19 protein-coding genes are annotated in these 18,623 nt (G+C 53.5%); 9 read left to right on the top strand and 10 right to left on the bottom strand.

Annotation, left to right across the window (positions count from 1 at the left end; genetic code table 11):
* Positions 1-66 precede the first annotated feature (66 nt).
* Positions 67-1,032 (top strand): lipoyl synthase, encoded by a 966-nt coding sequence (gene lipA, locus ACK5JN_RS00275; protein ID WP_416868315.1) that lies wholly within the window; start codon positions 67-69, stop codon positions 1,030-1,032.
* A 212-nt stretch (positions 1,033-1,244) separates the two neighbouring features.
* Here lipA and tatE read toward each other — a convergent pair whose 3' ends face one another.
* Positions 1,245-1,445 (bottom strand): twin-arginine translocase subunit TatE, encoded by a 201-nt coding sequence (gene tatE / locus ACK5JN_RS00270; RefSeq protein WP_416868314.1) that lies wholly within the window; start codon positions 1,443-1,445, stop codon positions 1,245-1,247.
* A 126-nt stretch (positions 1,446-1,571) separates the two neighbouring features.
* Positions 1,572-2,360 carry a deaminated glutathione amidase gene (locus tag ACK5JN_RS00265; protein WP_416868313.1) on the bottom strand — a complete coding sequence of 263 codons (789 nt, stop codon included), beginning with the start codon at positions 2,358-2,360 and terminating at the stop codon, positions 1,572-1,574.
* Positions 2,361-2,476: 116 nt separating this feature from the next.
* On the opposite strand from ACK5JN_RS00265, the gene crcB reads away from it, so the two are divergent.
* Entirely contained in the window at positions 2,477-2,860 is a 384-nt protein-coding gene (gene crcB, locus ACK5JN_RS00260; protein ID WP_416868312.1) for a fluoride efflux transporter CrcB, read from the top strand.
* A 58-nt stretch (positions 2,861-2,918) separates the two neighbouring features.
* On the opposite strand, the gene cspE is transcribed toward crcB, so the two are convergent.
* Both cspE and pagP read right to left on the bottom strand, forming a co-directional pair.
* Positions 2,919-3,128 carry a transcription antiterminator/RNA stability regulator CspE gene (gene cspE / locus ACK5JN_RS00255; RefSeq protein WP_000034825.1) on the bottom strand — a complete coding sequence of 70 codons (210 nt, stop codon included), beginning with the start codon at positions 3,126-3,128 and terminating at the stop codon, positions 2,919-2,921.
* A 162-nt stretch (positions 3,129-3,290) separates the two neighbouring features.
* Positions 3,291-3,866, bottom strand: coding sequence for a lipid IV(A) palmitoyltransferase PagP (gene pagP / locus ACK5JN_RS00250; RefSeq protein ID WP_416868311.1), 576 nt, complete (start codon positions 3,864-3,866; stop codon positions 3,291-3,293).
* 654 nt (positions 3,867-4,520) lie between these two features.
* Here pagP and dcuC point away from each other — a divergent pair.
* Together dcuC and rna are read left to right on the top strand one after the other, a co-directional pair.
* Entirely contained in the window at positions 4,521-5,891 is a 1,371-nt protein-coding gene (gene dcuC, locus ACK5JN_RS00245) for an anaerobic C4-dicarboxylate transporter DcuC (protein ID WP_416868310.1), read from the top strand.
* Positions 5,892-5,984: 93 nt separating this feature from the next.
* Complete coding sequence (gene rna, locus ACK5JN_RS00240; RefSeq protein ID WP_416868309.1) at positions 5,985-6,785, top strand: ribonuclease I; 801 nt, start codon at positions 5,985-5,987, stop codon at positions 6,783-6,785.
* 35 nt (positions 6,786-6,820) lie between these two features.
* Here rna and ACK5JN_RS00235 read toward each other — a convergent pair whose 3' ends face one another.
* The gene (locus tag ACK5JN_RS00235) at positions 6,821-7,651 is read right to left on the bottom strand and encodes an alpha/beta fold hydrolase (RefSeq protein ID WP_416868308.1); all 831 of its coding nucleotides are present in this window, start codon (positions 7,649-7,651) and stop codon (positions 6,821-6,823) included.
* A 234-nt stretch (positions 7,652-7,885) separates the two neighbouring features.
* On the opposite strand from ACK5JN_RS00235, the gene rnk reads away from it, so the two are divergent.
* Positions 7,886-8,296 (top strand): nucleoside diphosphate kinase regulator, encoded by a 411-nt coding sequence (gene rnk, locus ACK5JN_RS00230; RefSeq protein ID WP_416868307.1) that lies wholly within the window; start codon positions 7,886-7,888, stop codon positions 8,294-8,296.
* Between the two features lie 162 nt (positions 8,297-8,458).
* Positions 8,459-8,887 carry a universal stress protein UspG gene (uspG, locus tag ACK5JN_RS00225; protein ID WP_416868306.1) on the top strand — a complete coding sequence of 143 codons (429 nt, stop codon included), beginning with the start codon at positions 8,459-8,461 and terminating at the stop codon, positions 8,885-8,887.
* A gap of 74 nt (positions 8,888-8,961) precedes the next feature.
* Here uspG and ahpF read toward each other — a convergent pair whose 3' ends face one another.
* Both ahpF and ahpC read right to left on the bottom strand, forming a co-directional pair.
* On the bottom strand, positions 8,962-10,527 hold the full coding sequence (gene ahpF, locus ACK5JN_RS00220; RefSeq protein WP_416868305.1) for an alkyl hydroperoxide reductase subunit F: 1,566 nt from the start codon (positions 10,525-10,527) through the stop codon (positions 8,962-8,964).
* A gap of 179 nt (positions 10,528-10,706) precedes the next feature.
* The gene (gene ahpC / locus ACK5JN_RS00215; RefSeq protein ID WP_035895873.1) at positions 10,707-11,270 is read right to left on the bottom strand and encodes an alkyl hydroperoxide reductase subunit C; all 564 of its coding nucleotides are present in this window, start codon (positions 11,268-11,270) and stop codon (positions 10,707-10,709) included.
* A gap of 643 nt (positions 11,271-11,913) precedes the next feature.
* Here ahpC and citR point away from each other — a divergent pair.
* The 3 genes from citR (at position 11,914) to ACK5JN_RS00200 (ending at position 14,774) form a co-directional block, all read left to right on the top strand.
* Positions 11,914-12,813 (top strand): DNA-binding transcriptional repressor CitR, encoded by a 900-nt coding sequence (gene citR / locus ACK5JN_RS00210; protein ID WP_416868304.1) that lies wholly within the window; start codon positions 11,914-11,916, stop codon positions 12,811-12,813.
* Positions 12,814-12,939: 126 nt separating this feature from the next.
* Entirely contained in the window at positions 12,940-14,163 is a 1,224-nt protein-coding gene (locus tag ACK5JN_RS00205; protein WP_416868366.1) for a phosphoadenosine phosphosulfate reductase, read from the top strand.
* Complete coding sequence (locus ACK5JN_RS00200) at positions 14,148-14,774, top strand: IbrB-like domain-containing protein (protein WP_416868303.1); 627 nt, start codon at positions 14,148-14,150, stop codon at positions 14,772-14,774. Before ACK5JN_RS00205 ends, ACK5JN_RS00200 begins: the two co-directional genes overlap by 16 nt.
* On the opposite strand, the gene ACK5JN_RS00195 is transcribed toward ACK5JN_RS00200, so the two are convergent.
* The 3 genes from ACK5JN_RS00195 to cstA form a co-directional block, all read right to left on the bottom strand.
* Positions 14,775-15,935 (bottom strand): pyridoxal phosphate-dependent aminotransferase, encoded by a 1,161-nt coding sequence (locus tag ACK5JN_RS00195; RefSeq protein ID WP_416868302.1) that lies wholly within the window; start codon positions 15,933-15,935, stop codon positions 14,775-14,777.
* A gap of 92 nt (positions 15,936-16,027) precedes the next feature.
* Positions 16,028-16,225 carry a YbdD/YjiX family protein gene (locus tag ACK5JN_RS00190; RefSeq protein WP_006177086.1) on the bottom strand — a complete coding sequence of 66 codons (198 nt, stop codon included), beginning with the start codon at positions 16,223-16,225 and terminating at the stop codon, positions 16,028-16,030.
* Between the two features lie 71 nt (positions 16,226-16,296).
* Positions 16,297-18,402 (bottom strand): pyruvate/proton symporter CstA, encoded by a 2,106-nt coding sequence (gene cstA / locus ACK5JN_RS00185; protein WP_416868301.1) that lies wholly within the window; start codon positions 18,400-18,402, stop codon positions 16,297-16,299.
* Between the last annotated feature and the right edge of the window lie 221 nt (positions 18,403-18,623).

The raw sequence follows: 18,623 nt of genomic DNA, 5'->3' as shown, positions 1-18,623 counted from the left end.
ATAAATACAACATTCCCTTGAATTGAAACGCTTTCCCCTGATACTCGGAACTGGAACACGTACGCTATGAGTAAACCCATTGTGATGGAACGCGGTGTTAAGTACCGCGACGCCGATAAAATGGCCCTTATCCCGGTTAAAAACGTGGCAACAGAGCGCGAAGCGCTGCTGCGAAAACCGGAATGGATGAAAATTAAACTTCCGGCAGACTCTTCCCGTATCCAGGGTATCAAAGCGGCCATGCGTAAAAATGGTCTGCACTCGGTCTGTGAAGAGGCCTCCTGTCCGAATCTGGCAGAATGCTTCAACCACGGCACCGCCACCTTTATGATCCTCGGCGCTATCTGTACCCGTCGCTGCCCGTTCTGCGACGTGGCCCACGGCCGCCCGGTCGCGCCGGACGCCAATGAACCGCAGAAGCTGGCACAGACCATTGCCGATATGGCGCTGCGTTACGTGGTGATCACCTCCGTGGATCGTGACGATCTGCGCGACGGTGGCGCTCAGCACTTTGCTGACTGCATCACCGCCATTCGTGAAAAGAGCCCGACCATCAAGATCGAAACGCTGGTACCAGACTTCCGTGGCCGTATGGATCGCGCCTTAGAGATCCTGACCGAAACGCCGCCGGATGTGTTTAACCACAACCTGGAAAACGTGCCGCGTATTTATCGTCAGGTGCGCCCTGGCGCTGACTACAACTGGTCGCTGAAGCTGCTCGAGCGTTTTAAAGAAGCGCATCCAGACATCCCGACCAAATCAGGCCTGATGGTTGGCCTGGGTGAAACTAACGCTGAAATTGTCGAAGTGATGCGCGATCTGCGCCGCCACGGCGTGACCATGCTGACGCTGGGCCAGTACCTGCAGCCAAGCCGTCACCACCTGCCGGTACAGCGCTATGTTAGCCCGGACGAGTTTGAAGAGATGAAGGCCGAAGCGCTGGCGATGGGCTTCACCCACGCGGCCTGCGGCCCGTTCGTGCGCTCGTCCTACCACGCCGACCTGCAGGCTAAAGGTCTGGAAGTGAAGTAAGGCCACCGCCCGACGCAAAAAAGCCGCTCTCTCTCGACAGCGGCTTTTTTAGTATCTATCAGAGAAACAAATTGTTTCAATGAAATACATTCGGAAATCCAATCCCATGAAAAAGGGCCTCCGCATCGTCATGCTGAAGCCCCCTTTTGCGAACGTTGAACGCTCGCGGATGACACGCAATGGCCGGCATGCCATCTTAAACGCTGCCCTGCTTACTCTTTATGAGAGAGCTTTTCTGCCGGAGTCTCGTTCGCGCTTTTCTGCGCAGTGGTTTCATCGTCATTCATCGCTTTTTTAAAGCCTTTGATCGCTGAACCCAGATCTCCACCCAGAGTCCGTAATTTCTTGGTACCAAACACCAGAACAATCAGTGCTGCCACTACCAGCAGTTTGGTAATACTAATCTCACCCATAGATACCTTCTTCTCAAAAACAGGCTGCAAAATGCGCCAGATGACCGTCACTTATTAACGGTCATCTGGCGCGTGCACACAATAGCAATCTGTAACAAGGTGAATCAAGCGTTGTTTAAAAAAACGTCACGTTAATTGCGGTAGCGCAAAGCGCCGGTTTTGCAGAACCGGAAGCTGCTGGCGAATGCGTAGCAGATCGTCACGCCGCAGGTCGGAAACAATCAGCTGCGGCTCCACAGACGCCCCGGCGAGCGTCACGCCAAGCGGATCGACAATTCGGCTCTGGCCGATATTCCGCGTGCCACACTCGCCGCTGGCAACGATATAACAGGTGGTATCCAGCGCGCGCGCCGCCAGCAGCGTGGCCCAGTGGTGCTCTTTCAACGGCCCGCGCACCCAGGCGGCGGGCAGCGCCAGAATCTCAGCCCCCTGCAACGCCAGCGCCAGCGCCATATCTGGAAAACGCAGGTCGTAGCAGGTCATTAGCCCGACGTTAAAGCCCGCGACCTCAATCAGCGGCGGCAGCTCGTTGCCCGCGTCCACCCGCTTCGACTCCTGGATAGCAAAAGCGTCATAGAGATGCAGCTTATGATAGTAGGCAATCACCTCACCGTCGCGCAGTGCCACCAGCGTATTGCAGGCCCTTCCCTGCGTTGAAGGGGTATGGATGGTAAGCACGGTGGTCATCGTATCGCACAGGCTTTGCATCTTCAGATGCTGCATAAAACCGCCGTCCAGCGGCTGCGCTGACTTCACCGACATATCCGGATCGCTATCGCTGCGCGCCAGCAGCGCTTCGGGTAGCACCAGCAGGTCAACCCCCTGCTCCGCTGCTGCCTGCATCAGCGACGCGCAGGTTTGCGCATTCACCAGCCACTCAGGCGTGACGATAAACTGCCCTGCGGCAACTCGCATAGCATCTCCTTAAGTATGTCTAATATATCAAGATGATGAATACAGATGAGTATATAGCCAGATTCGCCCGACAGGGTTAAACTCTGCTCACGATTCGAAAATGGCAGGAAATCCGCATGATGCAACTTATGTTAGCCGTGTTTATCGGCGGCGGTACCGGCAGCGTCGCCCGCTGGCTGATCAGCTTTCGCTTTAATCCCCTGCACCATGCGCTACCGCTAGGGACGCTGGCGGCAAACCTGCTGGGCGCCTTTATTATCGGCGCGGGCCTTGCCTGGTTTAACCGGCTGCCGCATATCGACCCGATCTGGAAAGTCCTGATCACCACCGGTTTCTGCGGCGGGCTGACCACCTTCTCGACCTTCTCGGCGGAGGTGGTCTTTCTTTTACAAGCAGGGAAATTCAGCTGGGCCCTGCTGAACGTGGCGGTTAACCTGCTTGGCTCTTTCGCCATGACCGCACTGGCATTCTGGCTGTTCAGCGCCAGCAGTCAGGGGTAAAAAGAATAAAAAAAACCCGCACTTAAGCGGGTTTTGAATTCTGACTGCTATTTTTCGCTTACAGAGCGATGACGTTAGCAGCAGAAGGGCCTTTGGCACCGTTAGTGATTTCGAACTCTACGCGCTGACCTTCAGCCAGAGTTTTGAAACCGTTGGTCTGGATTGCAGAGAAGTGTACGAATACGTCTTTGCTACCATCTTCCGGAGTAATGAAACCGAATCCTTTGGACTCATTAAACCACTTAACGTTACCTTTAATCTTAGACATCAAAATTACCTTTATATGAAAAAACGACACTAATCTGTGTCAGTTAACAGTACAACAATTGTCGTGCGTTTTGTCCAGCCTAAGTTCGTTAAAAAGTGATAAATGTCGCTAACTTTTGTTTGCAGGTTGACTTTATCCCGCAGCTTGTTCCAGGACCCGTAATCAGAACTGAAAACGCAGCCACGCAAAGTAGACATTACCGTTGTTATAGGTGCCCGGAATGTAGGTCATCTGGAACGTTGCCGGCCCGTAGCCGATAGAGGCCAGCGGTAGCACCAGCGGGACAGGGATATAATTCCAGTTATCGCGAGCGGTGATCCCGACGGTGTAACCCAACCCCAGATGGAAGTTATCGTCCGCCAGCGGCCGCCAGGTTTTTTCCCAGCCATAGCCGCCGATCGGCTCCCATTTATTGTAGGAGTCCTTAAAAGCCATCAGATAGATGCCGTTCCAGTTGCCTTTATCATCCCAGCGCGACATGCCGAAACCCGCCCCCCAGGGACGCTCATTGTACCTGTCGGTTTTGTCTGTATCGTAGGCAAAACGCGCATGCCAGGTAATTGCTGGCACGTACAGATCGTAATGCTGTGGTTCATCCCAGGTCTGGACGATGTTATTGCTGAGGGTGTGGTAGCCATCTTTGATGGTTTCTGTAAAAGAGGCCGCGGCAGGAAGCGCCGCACCGGACAGCCCTGCGAAAATCAACGACAGTGGGAAAAATTTATTTACTTTTAACACGATAGACTTGCCAATAAAGTATCAATTAAGAATAGTCTAACAAGAATAAACTCAATTGCACCCCAACGGTATCAATTGCCGCTCTTTTTTCTTCAGGCTAATTATAAATTAGAATTTTCTTAGATAAACTATCAAAGCCACCACTTTGCCCAACTGAATAAATATCACCCCATAACATCAACTATATGCATACCAGACCGTTTGCCGATTACCCCCTACGCTTTTAATATTAAATACACTCTGTGCAATATTATCTTTCCTGACGAAATATCTCTCTTTAATGAGTGTATTTACGTATTTTAAAAATATAAAAATAGCCATTAATCTGTCACCGTGGAACCCAATGCGATTATATCCGGCTTTACCAGTAAGCGCAGTCACCCAGCGACCACAGGGTATCCGCACTCCCTATCTGCCTGAAAAATCAACATTTCATTTACCTTTTCTGTTTATTATTTCATCAGCCAACTATACTTATGGCGATGACGATGTTCCGCTTTGTGAGTACATCGTGTAAATTGCAAAGTCATCGTCTTTAATTAGTCTATTTTTTGATTTTCATCAGCTAAATTTGCCGTTTTTTTCGGCACATTTCACCACTTACTTTTGATGCGCCTGTGCATCAATATTACAACTGGGCGATAGGTGTTAATAATGTTAACGTTCTTTGAACTCCTGATTGGTGTTGTGGTTATCGTGGGCGTGGCCCGCTACATCATCAAAGGTTATTCCGCGACGGGGGTCCTCTTCGTTGGCGGTCTGCTGCTGCTGATTGCTAGCGCATTGATGGGACATAAGATTTTACCGAGCAGCGCAACGAGCACGGGTTATTCCGCTACCGATATCGTTGAATATATTAAAATTCTGCTGATGAGCCGCGGTGGCGACCTCGGCATGATGATTATGATGCTTTGTGGTTTTGCGGCTTATATGACCCATATCGGCGCTAACGATATGGTCGTAAAGCTGGCCTCCAAACCGCTGCAATATATTAACTCCCCGTATTTGCTGATGATTGCGGCCTATTTTGTCGCCTGCCTGATGTCGCTCGCCGTCTCGTCCGCCACCGGTCTTGGCGTACTGCTGATGGCGACGCTGTTCCCGGTTATGGTTAACGTGGGAATTAGCCGCGGGGCCGCTGCCGCGATCTGCGCCTCCCCTGCCGCCATTATTCTTTCACCGACCTCCGGTGACGTCGTACTGGCGGCGAAAGCCGCTGAAATGCCGTTGATTGATTTCGCTTTTAAAACCACGCTGCCTATTTCCATCGCCGCAATTATCGCGATGGCTATCGCCCATTTCTTCTGGCAACGTTATCTGGATAAAAAAGAGAATATCTCTCACGAGATGCTGGACGTCAGCGAAATTACCACCACCGCGCCGAGCTTCTACGCCATTCTGCCGTTTACGCCGATTATTGGCGTGCTGATTTTCGACGGTAAATGGGGCCCCGAGCTGCATATTATCGCCATTCTGGTGATTTGCATGCTGCTCGCCGCCGTGCTGGAATTCTTCCGCGGCTTTAATACCCAGAACGTCTTTGCTGGCCTGGAAGTCGCCTATCGCGGAATGGCCGACGCCTTTGCTGGCGTGGTTATGCTGTTGGTTGCCGCCGGCGTCTTCGCTCAGGGCCTGAGCACCATCGGCTTTATCAACAGCCTGATTTCTATCGCGACCTCGTTCGGTTCCGCCAGTATCATTCTGATGCTGGTACTGGTGGTGCTGACCATGCTCGCGGCCATGACCACGGGTTCCGGTAACGCACCGTTCTATGCCTTCGTTGAGATGATTCCAAAGCTGGCGCACTCCTCCGGCATTAACCCGGCGTATCTCTCCATCCCGATGCTGCAGGCCTCCAACCTGGGTCGTACCATCTCCCCGGTTTCCGGCGTGGTAGTGGCGGTTGCCGGGATGGCAAAAATCTCGCCGTTCGAAGTGGTCAAGCGTACCTCAGTACCGGTCATTGTCGGCCTGATTGTGGTCATTATCGCTACGGAAATTCTGGTTCCCGGCTCAGCCGCGTAATCATTGACTGATGAAATAAATAAGGCGCCTGAGGGCGCCTTATTTTATTATGTAATAACGTCACTAAATGATTAAAAACGTGGAGTCAGAAAAATGCTAAGGAAGAATATTGTGTCGGGATGCGCGCTGCTGCTCTGCGCGGGTAGCCTACAGGCCGCCCCTCTCGCCCCAACGCAATATGGTGACTTCGATCGTTACGTGTTGGCCCTCTCCTGGCAAACGGGCTTTTGCCAGAGCCAGCATGATAGAAATCGCAAAGAACCGCTGGAATGTCAGCAGCCAAAAGAAGCGGTCAACAAAGCCGACTACTTGACGGTACACGGCCTGTGGCCTGGTCTGCCCGCGTCAATCGCCTCACGCGGCGTCGATAACAACCGCTGGATGCGCTTCGGCTGCGCCACGCGCCCCATCCCCAATATGCCGGAAGCCAAAGCCAGCCGTAAATGCGCCGCCGAAGAGACCGGACTGTCGCTGGAAGTGGCCAATAAGCTCAATCAGGTGATGCCCGGTAGCGGTGGAAAAAGCTGTCTTGAGCGCTATGAATACGCCAAGCACGGCGTCTGTTTTGGTTTCGATCCGGACGCCTACTTCAGTACGATGGTCCGCCTGAACGCGGAAGTGAAGCAGGGCGCGCTCGGCCAGTTCCTGGCGGCCAACTACGGTAAAACCGTGACCCGCGCCAGCTTCGACAGCGCGGTAGCGGCCGCTTTCGGCAAAGAGAACGTGAAAGCCGTTAAGCTCACCTGTAACGGCAACCCGGCTTACCTGACAGAAATGCAGATTGCCATAAAATCCGCCAGCATCAACGACCCGCTGACCGCCGCCTCTCTGCTGCCACAGCCGCATCCCGGCAACTGCGGCAAACAGTTCGTGATCGATAAAAACGGCTATTGATCGCCCGTCCCCGCGTTGGCGGGGGCGGCCTATCGTTACTTTTGTATAAACGCCAGCAGATCGTCGTTGATCTGGTGCTTGTGGGTGGTACAGATCCCGTGCGATCCGCCTTTATATACCTTCAGCTCGGCGTCCGGCAGGATCTGCGCCGCCACCTTGCCGCAGGTTTCAAACGGCACAATCTGATCGTCATCGCCGTGAATCACCAGCGTAGGTACCGTTATCTTGCGCAGGTCTTCACGCAGATCGGTTTCCGAAAACGCTTTGATACAGTCGTACAGCGCTTTTATTGAGCCTTGTAGCCCCTGTTCGGTAAAACCTTCACGCACCGCTTTTGATTCCTTTGCGCCGGCGCGATTATAGCCATAGAACGCCGCCGACAGCTCGTAGAAGAACGCGCCGCGATCTTCCACCACGCCGTTGCGAATGCCGTCAAACACCTCGAGCGGTACGCCGTCAGGGTTGAAATCGGTCTTGACCATGATAGGCGTTACCGCGCCAATCAGCACCGCCTTCGCCACCCGGCTGGTACCGTGGCGGCCAATGTAGCGCGCCACTTCACCACCGCCGGTGGAGTGGCCGACGTGCACCGCGTCTTTCAGATTAAGGTGCGCGGTGAGTTCAGCCAGATCGTCGGCATACTGGTCCATATTATGCCCGTCCCAGGGCTGTGCCGAACGTCCGTGGCCTCGTCTATCGTGGGCGATGACTCGATACCCTTTGGAACCCAGATACAGCATCTGATCCTCAAACGCATCGGACGTTAGCGGCCAACCGTGGCTAAATACGATGGGTTGTCCGCTCCCCCAATCTTTAAACCAGAGATAACTACCATCTTTCAGGGTCAGTTTATCGAAACCGCTCATACGATCTCCCATGGAGTTTGGACGCTGCCACACGCAGCCTAAAAAGAATAATCCATATTTATAGATTGCGACGTATTTCGCATAAAATTCACACAGCGTAGCGGATTGCCATCTGTGAATGTGCGCTTCATCACTTCAAACCTGACGCCAGGATCAGTATGATGGAAGAAGATGAACCCTTGCCGCTGGCGGTGAGGGTTTTCTTTTGGATAATCGATAGACATGGAGTAAATAATGACCAGACCTGCCATCATTATTAATGAGTTCGATGCCGAGCGTATCGACCGCCTGCTTGAGCAACCCGCTTACGCAAATTCCCCGGTGGCGAGCGCGCTAAACGACGAACTGGATCGTGCCCAGATGTGTGCCCCAGAGGACATGCCGCACGATGTGGTGAGTATGAATAGCCAGGTCAGATTCCGCGATCTCACCACCGGCGAAGAACGCGTGCGGACGCTGGTCTTCCCGAACCAGATGACCGACAGCAGCAGCCAGCTTTCGGTCATGGCGCCAGTGGGAGCGGCCCTGCTCGGCCTGCGCGCGGGCAGCACCATCCATTGGGAGCTACCAGGCGGCGCGTCAACCCACCTCGAAGTCCTTGAGCTGCTGTATCAACCGGAAGCCGCTGGCGAATTTCATCGCTAATCCCGCGCTATCGCTGATTAAGAGGGTGCCAGGCATCCTCTTTCTGCCCGCCTGACCAAACTTTACAACTCGCGACGCTCCGATAAACTATTTTGCGAACTGAATGACATATTCAAAACGCATTATGTGTTTTGATTATTCTACAGAAACAAGGAGGAGCCTATGTACAAAACAATCATTATGCCAGTTGATGTTTTTGAAATGGAGTTGAGTGACAAAGCTATCCGTCACGCAGAGTTTTTGGCCCAGCAGGACGGCATTATCCATCTGCTGCACGTGCTGCCCGCGTCGGCCAGCTACACCATGAGCCGCTTTGCTTCCGATCTGCGACGCTTTGAGGAACACCTTCAGCAGGAAGCGGAAAGCCGCCTGACCACCATGGTCAGCCACTTCTCGCTCGATCCTTCCCGCATCAAACTGCACGTTCGTTTAGGCAGCGTCCGCGACGCGGTGAACGAACTGGCGGAAGAGCTGAACGCCGACATGGTGGTGATTGGTTCACGTAACCCGTCAATCAGCACCCACCTTCTTGGCTCTAATGCCTCCAGCGTCATTCGCCACGCGCATATTCCCGTATTAGTCGTCCGTTAACCCCGGCGATATCTGCCAAACAAAAAAAGGCCACCTTTCGGTGGCCTTTGACATTGCAGGCATTGTCTTCTTTTTTATGCTGTTTTGGTGCGAATCAGATAATCAAACGCGCTCAGAGACGCTTTCGCACCTTCGCCGGCGGCAATAATAATCTGTTTGTAAGGCACGGTGGTGCAGTCACCCGCGGCGAATACGCCCTTCACGTTGGTTTCGCATTTCGCATCGATAATGATTTCACCCATCCGGTTACGTTCAACCGCACCTTCCAGCCAGGTGGTGTTCGGCAGCAAACCAATCTGCACGAAGATCCCAGCCAGCGCCACGTGATGCTCATCGCCGCTCACGCGGTCACGGTACTGCAGGCCGGTCACTTTGGTGCCGTCGCCTTTCACTTCGGTGGTCTGCGCATTGAGAATGATGTCGACGTTCTTCAGGCTGCGAACTTTATCCTGCAGCACCTGGTCGGCCTTCATTTCCGGAGCAAATTCCAGCAGCGTAACGTGTTCAACCACGCCCGCCAGGTCGATTGCCGCTTCCACGCCGGAGTTACCGCCGCCAATCACCGCCACGCGTTTGCCTTTAAACAGCGGGCCGTCGCAGTGCGGGCAGTAGGTGACGCCCTTGGTACGATACTGGTCTTCACCCGGCACGTTCATGTTACGCCATTTGGCGCCGGTGGCGATAATAATGCTGCGCGCTTTCAGCACCGCGCCGGACGCGGTTTCAATCTGATGCAGGCCGCCTTCAACTGACGCTGGCACCAGCTTAGCCGCGCTCTGGGAATCAATCACGTCCACATCATATTCGCTAACGTGTGCCTTCAGCGCGCCCGCCAGCTTCTGACCTTCGGTCTTCGGCACGGAGATGTAGTTTTCGATATCAACGGTATCCAGCACCTGACCGCCAAAGCGTTCGCCCATCAGACCGGTACGAATACCTTTACGCGCCGAGTAAACCGCCGCCGCCGCGCCGGACGGACCGGAACCGACGATCAGCACTTCATACGCATCGCGTTTGTTAAGCTCTTCCGCCGCGCGTTTTTCCGCACCGGTATCCACTTTCGCCACGATTTCCGCCAGCGTCATACGACCCTGACCAAATTCCTGACCGTTCACATACACTGCCGGAACGCCCATCACGTTACGCTCGGTGATTTCGTTCTGGAAGGTACCGCCGTCAATCGCCGTATGCTTGATACGCGGGTTCAGCACCGACATCAGGTTCAGCGCCTGCACCACGTCCGGGCAGTTATGGCAAGACAGCGAATAATAGGTTTCAAATTCAAAATCGCCGTCGATATCGCGGATTTGCTCAAGCAGAGACTGCGCTTCTTTCGACGGATGGCCGCCGGTCCACAGCAGCGCCAGCACCAGCGAGGTAAACTCGTGGCCCAGCGGGGAACCCGCAAAGCGCGGCCCCTGGAGGGAACCGGGGTTAGTAATCAGGAACGACGGTTTACGCACCGCCAGGCTGTTGTCTTCTTTGAAGGTGACATTGTCAGACAGTTCAGCGATTTCAGCCAACAGTTCCTTGATCTCTGCCGATTTAGCGCTGTCATCCAGCGTGGCAATCAGCTCAACAGGTTTGGTCAGCTTCTCAAGATAGGCCTTGAGCTGGGTTTTCATGTTGGTGTCGAGCATTGTTATCTCCTGGGCTTAAAACATCATCATGCAAGCGGCCTCACGCGGCTGCCTGAATGCGCTTGCATCATGGACGCTAGTCAGAAATTCGGGTGCTGATGCACCCGTTTTTAAAGGGGGTGATTTCCTGAGTAATTCGCGTCACAGCATGGCGCTGTGGCGCGAAAGACGACGGAAATTTAGATTTTACCGACCAGGTCCAGAGACGGAGCCAGAGTCGCTTCGCCTTCTTTCCATTTAGCCGGGCATACTTCACCTGGGTGGGAAGCAACGTACTGAGCGGCTTTGATTTTACGCAGCAGGTCAGAAGCGTCACGGCCGATACCTTCAGCGGTAACTTCGATCGCCTGGATGATACCCTGCGGGTCAACAACGAAGGTCGCGCGGTCGGCCAGGCCTTCATCTTCACGCATGTTGTCGAAGTTACGGGTCAGGGCGCCAGTCGGGTCGCCGATCATCGCGTATTTGATTTTGGCGATGGTGTCGGAGCTGCTGTGCCATGCTTTGTGAGTGAAGTGAGTATCGGTAGACACAGAGTACACGTCCACGCCCAGCTTCTGCAGTTCTTCATAATGGTCTGCAACGTCACCCAGTTCGGTCGGGCATACGAAGGTGAAGTCAGCCGGGTAGAAGAAGAAGACGCTCCAGCGGCCTTCGGTATCTTTCTCGGTAACTTCTACAAATTCACCGTTTTTGAACGCCTGGTTTTTGAAAGGTTTGATTTTAGTATTAATTAAAGACATCGAGTACTTCCTCCGTGTTTTCGTTGAGGTCTAAGTTAACGAACTTTTCCCGATTCGACCAATGCGTTTACATTATCGAATCAATAAGCGTTATCTAACAACCAGAACAAGACAGCTTTGTGAACCTATGTTCGAGGATAGGCACGAATCGCTCATCCCCCAGAAGTAAAAAGGCCGCAACGAGGCGGCCTGATTACCTGAATCGCCCGCAGGTGAATTCAGCGCCAGCCAGGCTGGCTATGTGTTGCGCTCGACATCACCTTAACAAAGGCGCTGACAGCGTAAGGATTACATCACCTTGTTTTATAAAGGGCAATCAACCTGACGCTGGTCTTACCTATGATTGTGATAGGCTATACCGTAACGCACCGTCTACCGACTGATTTTACAGATATTTTCCGAGTTACAGCCTTCTTTACGCCGTCTTTGCCGTAGCGGCACAGCTAAAAAATGAAAAACAAATTATTATCATTTATATAAATAACAACTCAATAACCCAGTACCGGAATAATTATTTGCTAGATAACGATTAGACATTATTATATATTTACTTTTGATTCACTATGAATTTAGTTTTTCGAATACATGGACAGTAGCGATCTCTAGGCGGACTCATCATATGCCTGAATTTATAGGATAAAATATGGCTAACCTCTACGAACTCAAGCGTTTCGATCTCAACCTTCTTGTCATTTTTGAATGTATATATCAACAGTTAAGCATCAGCAAAGTCGCTGAAATGCTTTTTATCACCCCTTCTGCCGTCAGCCAATCGCTACAGCGATTGCGAACGCAGCTTGACGATCCGCTTTTTATTCGTGCTGGAAAAGGCATAACGCCGACGACGGTCGCCACCAATTTACATCAACATCTTGCCGAAAACCTTAATAGCCTCGAACAAACAATAAACTTGATGAATCATTCGGGATTAAACAAGCGTTTTGTGATCTATGGTCCACAATTTTACTGCTCCCCTAAATTTACGGCATTGATGGATGCCTTAATCTCCGAGGCGAATTTTGAAGTTGAATATCACAACTATGAATCGTCAAAAGATAGCGTTGAAGAGCTAATGAACTACCGTAAGGCTGATATTGTTTTATCAATGGCTCCAATCAATAACCGTGCGCTTGTCTGTAACCCTTTCCATCAGATTGACACGGCGCTAGTATGCCGTAAAGACCATCCACGCCTCGGTGACTCCGCAACGGTGGAAGAAGTGCTTAACGAAAAATTCACCCAGTTGATGACCAAAGATCCCCATATCGTGCAGTATCAGCACTGTGATAATCCGTTTTATAGCCGCCGACAGTTTGCTTTTTATTCATCATCCATAATGTCAATTATTAATACCATAGGACAAACCGATATTATTGGTATCATTCCGACACCTTTCTACGAACTCCTTAAGGATGCAATGGCGCTGAAGCGGGTTGACATTCCCGTCGATATGATGAAACTTAATCTCTATACTATATACAACAGATCAATGTTAAATTCAGATCCATTTAATAAAGTTATTTCAAAAATCACCGCTCAATAATGCCAATAAATTACATTAATTTTATAAACCCCGCTAAAAATGTAAAATAAACTTATCACTCTTTACTGGCATCACGGTATGATGCCAGTTCTTTTCATTGAACACGTCATAAAGGATCTCGGATATATGCCGATGAGCAAGCTTCCGCTACCTCATTCCGTGCTTGAAGCAAGTGAAGAAAGGATTACCTGGACATTAGATAACTTCCCCCGCGTCTGCGTTTCTTTTTCTGGCGGAAAAGATTCGACGGTGATGTTACATTTAACCGCACTACAGGCGCGTCGAGCCGGAAAAAAAATCAGCGTGCTCTTTATCGACTGGGAAGCGCAATTTTCATATACCATCACCCACTGCGAAAACATACGCGCGTTATATCAGGACGTCATTGACGATTTTTATTGGGTAGCTCTACCGCTGACAACGCAAAATTCCCTCACTCAGTTTACACCCGAATGGCAGTGCTGGGAGCCGGGAGCCAAATGGGTACGGCAGCCGCCGCCGGAAGCCATCACTGACCCAACTTTTTTCTCTTTTTATCAGTCAGGAATGACCTTTGAGCTGTTCGTACAAAAATTTGCCGAATGGTTCTCGCAGCAGCGCCCCGCCGCCGTAATGGTCGGGATCCGCGCCGACGAATCGTATAACCGCTTTCTGACCATCGCCTCTCAGCGCAAACGCCGCTTTGCGGATGACAAACCCTGGACGACTATCGCCCCAGGCAAGCACGCCTGGTATGTTTACCCTATCTACGACTGGAAAACCGCCGATATCTGGACCTGGTTTGCCAAAACCCAGCTGCCCTATAACCCACTGTATAACCTGATGTATCAGGCAGGTGTACCGCTGCGCTATATGCGCATTTGTGAACCGTTTGGCCCAGAACAGCGTCAGGGGCTGTGGCTCTATCACGTGCTGGAACCCGAGCGCTGGGCTGATATGTGCCAACGCGTGAGCGGCGTGCACAGTGGTGGTATCTATGCAGGCCAGGATAACCAGTTTTATGGCCATCGCAAAATTGATAAACCGGCCAATCATAGCTGGCGCAGCTACGCCCATTTCCTGTTAAACAGCATGCCGGAAGCCACGGCCGAACACTACCGCAATAAAATCGCCGTCTACCTGCACTGGTATCAGAAACAGGGTTGGGAAGATATCCCCGATAGCCAGGAAAAGGATCTGGGTTCAAAGGATATCCCCTCCTGGCGAAGAATCTGTAAAGCGCTATTAAATAACGATTACTGGTGTCGAATGTTGTCATTCAGCCCGACCAAATCCTGTCATTACCAGCGCTATCGCGCGCGCATGGAAAATAAACGTCAACAATGGGGGATTTTATGCGACAAAAATTAATCAATCAGCTGCATGACTATCTGCAAACCCTTTCCGGGGACGACAAAATCGAGGCCATCAACCAGTTCCGTCTGGCGCTCCACGATGAGAGCCCATTCAGGGACCAGCCTATCGACTGCGTGCTGTGGGTAAAAGAGAAGCAGGTTTCACCCAACGACTACAACCCGAATAACATGGCGCCGCAGGAGAAACGCCTGCTCACTAAATCACTTGAGGCCGACGGCTTCACCCAGCCGATTGTGGTCATTGAGAAAAAGGCATGCAGCTATGAGATCGTCGACGGTTTCCACCGTCACCAGCTTTCACACTCTAAGGCGACGTTGAAAAAACGCTTTCAGGGCTATTTGCCCATCACGCAGCTGGAGAACAATGACGGTTCGCTTTCCTCGCGCATGGCGGCCACTATCCGCCATAACCGCGCGCGCGGGCGGCACCAGATCGGCGCCATATCCGATATCGTGCGCGAACTGAGCCATCTTGGCTGGAGCGATGAAAAAATGAGCCAGGAGCTGGGGATGGACGCCGACGAAATTCTGCGCCTGAAACAGATTAACGGCCTGTGCGAAATGTTTGGCAACCGCCAGTTCTCACAGGCCTGGACCGTCAAATAGCTACAGTCGGCAAAGACGCTCGGCGGCGGCCAGCAGGGTCGCCTCCTTTTTGGCAAAGCACAGTCGTATCAGCTTATGCGGGAACGGCTCGGCGCAAAATACCGACAGCGGAATCGCCGCCACGCCCACTTCGGTGGTTAGCCACCGGCAGAAGCTCACGTCATCCAGCTCGGAGATGTCGCTGTAATCGGCCAGCAGGAAATAGGTGCCTTCGCATGGCAGCAGCTTCAGCCGGCTCTGGCTGAGCGCATCGATAAACAGGTCACGCCGCGCACGGTAAAATTCCGGCAACTGACGATAGTGTTGCGGCTCCGTGCGCAGCATATCCGCCAGCGCCAGCTGCGCCGGCGTATTGACGGCGAAGGTCAGATACTGATGTACCTTCCGCAGCTCCGCGCTGATGGGCGCGGGGGCCACACAGTACCCCACCTTCCAGCCGGTCATATGATAGGTTTTACCAAACGAGGATACCGCCACCGCGCGTTCACGCAGCTGCGGATGCGCTAGCACGCTGGCGTGCCCGCCTTCGGAAAAGCAGATATGCTCGTACACTTCATCGCTCAGCACGTAAATTTCCCGTTCGGCGATAGCCTGCCACAGCGCGGCAAAATCCGCCGCCTGCCAGACCGTCGCCGACGGGTTATGCGGCGTATTGAGGATCACCAGCCGCGTCTTTTCCGTTAACTGTTCGGCAAAAGCCTGCCAGTCGACGCGGAAGTGCGGCGGCTGTAGCGCGATGCGCTTCACCACGCCGCCGGACAGCGCCACCGCTGGCGCGTAGCTATCGTAGCTCGGGTCAAAGCAGATCACCTCATCGCCCTCACGCACCAGCGCGGTTATGGCGGCATACAGCGCTTCGGTAGCGCCCGCAGTTACCGTAATCTCGCTGTTAACGTCAGGCGTGTGGCCATACAGCGCCGCGGTTTTCTCGGCGATAGCTTCCCGCAACGCCAGTGCGCCGGTCATCGGCGCATACTGGTTTGCGCCGCTTGCCACGTGGTGCGCCAGCCGCTGCTGAAGGTAAATCGGGCCGTCAAAATCGGGAAAACCTTGCGACAGATTGATCGCCTGATGCTGCTGCGCCAACGCGCTCATCTGGGTGAAAATAGTGGTGCCGAGGTGGGGTAACTTACTCTGTGGGATGAGTTGCTTATTTGTCATTTTACGTCTGCCGCTCGTGATGCCAAAGTTAACATCAATATAACACGGCGAACGCGTTTGGCAATCGAGACGTTTAGATGTCTAAATGGTTATTAGCAGCATTTCGCGCCGCCCTTCCCGCCGTAGCGCGCGTCCTGACGGTCGCGGAAAAATTCTTCGTAGGTCATCGGCGTTTGGTCGGGGTGCGTAACGCGCATATGCTCGACGTAGTTGTCGTAGTCCGGCACGCCAATCATCATCTTGGCCGCCTGCCCGAGGTATTTTCCGGCTTTCGAGAGAGTATCAAACATCGTTTTTGTCCTTTGGGTAAACCCGGCGTCGCTGCGCTCGGCCGGGCTACAACATCAGCAAATTACGCAGATTAATGCGCGCGTTTCGCCTGTGCCACCAGATTCTCCGCATCCGCTGGCATCGGCTCGTACGGCGTCTCTTTCGCCGTCGGTTTGTCCTCTTTCAGCGCCGCCAGCGCGGTTTTGAGAGAGAACACCGCCAGGACAACAACAACCACCATAAAGAAGATGGTCAGCCCGGCATCAAGACGGTTGTTGAACACCAGCTGCGCCAGCTGCGATTCGGTGTACTGTGGAGGAATGTTGCCGCTGTCGATCATCGCCTGGAACTTGTTGGCAATCGCCAGGAAGCCGACGCGAGTATCTTCGCTAAACGATTTCTGCCAGCCCGCCACCAGCGTACACACCAGCAGCCACGCCGTTGGCACCAGCGCCACCCACGCGTAGCGCTGACGTTTCATCTTGAACAGTACCACCGCGCACAGCATCAGCGCCATCCCCGCCAGCATCTGGTTGGCGATACCAAACAGCGGCCACAGGGTGTTGATACCGCCCAGCGGATCCACCACGCCCTGATGAAGGAAGTAGCCCCAGGCCAGCACGCACAGCGCCGTCGCCAGCAGGTTAGCGGGCAGGGAATCGGTGCGCTTCAGTCCCGGATTGATCACCCCCAGCAGATCCTGCAGCATAAAGCGCGCCGCACGGGTCCCGGCGTCCACCGCCGTCAGGATGAACAGCGCTTCAAACAGAATGGCGAAGTGATACCAGAACGACACATCCATCAACCCGCCCAGCGCACCGTGGAGGATATAGGCCATCCCCACCGCCAGGGTCGGCGCACCGCCCGCACGGGAGATAATCGACTGCTCGCCCACTTCGTTAGCAATCTGATGCAGCAGGTCCGGCGTCACCGCGAAGCCCCACGAACTGACCACCTGCGCCGCCGAGGCCACCACATCAGCGGTACCGGCCGGTGCCAGCATCGCCATCGGGCTGTTCATCGCAAAGTAGACGCCCGGGTCGATAATACAGGCGGAAACCAGCGCCATAATCGCCACGAAGGATTCCATCAGCATGCCGCCATAGCCGATAAAGCAGGCCTGACCTTCGTTGGCCAGCATCTTCGGCGTGGTGCCGGAAGAGATCAGCGCGTGGAAGCCAGACACCGCGCCACAGGCGATGGTGATAAACAGGAACGGGAACAGGTCGCCGGTCCAGACCGGGCCCGTGCCGTCGACAAACTTGGTCAGCGCCGGCATGGTCAGCGTCGGACGCATAATCAGAATACCGATCGCCAGCCCGACGATGGTACCGATTTTCAGGAAGGTTGAAAGGTAGTCACGCGGCGCCAGCAACAGCCATACCGGCAGCACCGAGGCCACAAAGCCATAGCCCACCAGCATCCAGGTCAGCTGTACGCCGGTATAGTCAAACCACGGCGCCCAGGTTTCGCTCTCGGCCACCCAGCCGCCGGAAATGATAGCGAATACCAGCAGCACCAGGCCAATCACCGACACTTCGCCAATGCGCCCCGGGCGCAGATAGCGAATGTAAATCCCCATAAACAGCGCCAGCGGAATGGTGAACGCCACGGTGTAAGTCCCCCACGGGCTGTGGGTCAGCGCTTTCACCACGATCATCGCCAGCACCGCCAGGATGATCACCATAATCATAAAGGTGGCGATCAGCGCAATCACCCCTGCCGTCGGCCCCATCTCCTCTTTCACCAGCTCGCCCAGCGAACGGCCGTCGCGGCGGGTAGAGACAAACAGCACCATAAAGTCCTGCACCGCACCGGCCAGCACCACCCCGGCTAACAGCCAGATCATCCCCGGCAGATAGCCCATCTGCGCCGCCAGCACCGGGCCGACCAGCGGCCCCGCCCCGGCAATCGCCGCAAAGTGGTGGCCAAACAGCACTTTTTTATCCGTCGGCACATAGTCGAGTCCGTCGTTATGACGCACCGCAGGCGTCATGCGGGTCGGATCCACCTTGAGCACGTTTTTGGCAATATAAAGACCGTAAAAGCGATAGGCGATCAGATACACGCAGACCGCGGCGACGACGATCCACAGCGCATTTATCTGCTCACCCCGGTTGAGGGCGATATAGCCCAGGGCAAAGGCTCCAACAATGGAGAGCAATGCCCATATAAGGTATTTCCCTGAATTGTTCATCGTTATTTTCCGTATCAGTAGCAGAGGATGTTACATTTTGTGTCCGTATCAACACCTATGATTTAACAACCTTGATACGAATAAGAACAGGAACAACACCAGACATTTACATCACATTGTTAACGGGATCACTTAAGTCAGAAAAACGGATGAGAGATGGTGGGGAAAATTGAGAGCTTCCCGGCGGCGCTTTGCTTGGCCGGGCTACAATTTCGGGGTAG

This window comes from Kluyvera sp. (assembly GCF_047971185.1).
Taxonomy (GTDB): domain Bacteria; phylum Pseudomonadota; class Gammaproteobacteria; order Enterobacterales; family Enterobacteriaceae; genus Kluyvera.
The sequence above is the reverse complement of the archived record's forward strand: the minus strand, read 5'-3'. Positions and strand labels throughout refer to the sequence as shown.

Coding starts and splice junctions, on each gene's coding strand:
- lipA (WP_416868315.1), top strand. CDS start 67: ATGAGTAAACCCATTGTGATGGAACGCGGTGTTAAGTACCGCGACGCC.
- tatE (WP_416868314.1), bottom strand. CDS start 1,445: ATGGGTGAGATTAGTATTACCAAACTGCTGGTAGTGGCAGCACTGATT.
- ACK5JN_RS00265 (WP_416868313.1), bottom strand. CDS start 2,360: ATGCGAGTTGCCGCAGGGCAGTTTATCGTCACGCCTGAGTGGCTGGTG.
- crcB (WP_416868312.1), top strand. CDS start 2,477: ATGATGCAACTTATGTTAGCCGTGTTTATCGGCGGCGGTACCGGCAGC.
- cspE (WP_000034825.1), bottom strand. CDS start 3,128: ATGTCTAAGATTAAAGGTAACGTTAAGTGGTTTAATGAGTCCAAAGGA.
- dcuC (WP_416868310.1), top strand. CDS start 4,521: ATGTTAACGTTCTTTGAACTCCTGATTGGTGTTGTGGTTATCGTGGGC.
- rna (WP_416868309.1), top strand. CDS start 5,985: ATGCTAAGGAAGAATATTGTGTCGGGATGCGCGCTGCTGCTCTGCGCG.
- ACK5JN_RS00235 (WP_416868308.1), bottom strand. CDS start 7,651: ATGAGCGGTTTCGATAAACTGACCCTGAAAGATGGTAGTTATCTCTGG.
- rnk (WP_416868307.1), top strand. CDS start 7,886: ATGACCAGACCTGCCATCATTATTAATGAGTTCGATGCCGAGCGTATC.
- uspG (WP_416868306.1), top strand. CDS start 8,459: ATGTACAAAACAATCATTATGCCAGTTGATGTTTTTGAAATGGAGTTG.
- ahpF (WP_416868305.1), bottom strand. CDS start 10,527: ATGCTCGACACCAACATGAAAACCCAGCTCAAGGCCTATCTTGAGAAG.
- ahpC (WP_035895873.1), bottom strand. CDS start 11,270: ATGTCTTTAATTAATACTAAAATCAAACCTTTCAAAAACCAGGCGTTC.
- citR (WP_416868304.1), top strand. CDS start 11,914: ATGGCTAACCTCTACGAACTCAAGCGTTTCGATCTCAACCTTCTTGTC.
- ACK5JN_RS00205 (WP_416868366.1), top strand. CDS start 12,940: ATGCCGATGAGCAAGCTTCCGCTACCTCATTCCGTGCTTGAAGCAAGT.
- ACK5JN_RS00200 (WP_416868303.1), top strand. CDS start 14,148: ATGCGACAAAAATTAATCAATCAGCTGCATGACTATCTGCAAACCCTT.
- ACK5JN_RS00195 (WP_416868302.1), bottom strand. CDS start 15,935: ATGACAAATAAGCAACTCATCCCACAGAGTAAGTTACCCCACCTCGGC.
- ACK5JN_RS00190 (WP_006177086.1), bottom strand. CDS start 16,225: ATGTTTGATACTCTCTCGAAAGCCGGAAAATACCTCGGGCAGGCGGCC.
- cstA (WP_416868301.1), bottom strand. CDS start 18,402: ATGAACAATTCAGGGAAATACCTTATATGGGCATTGCTCTCCATTGTT.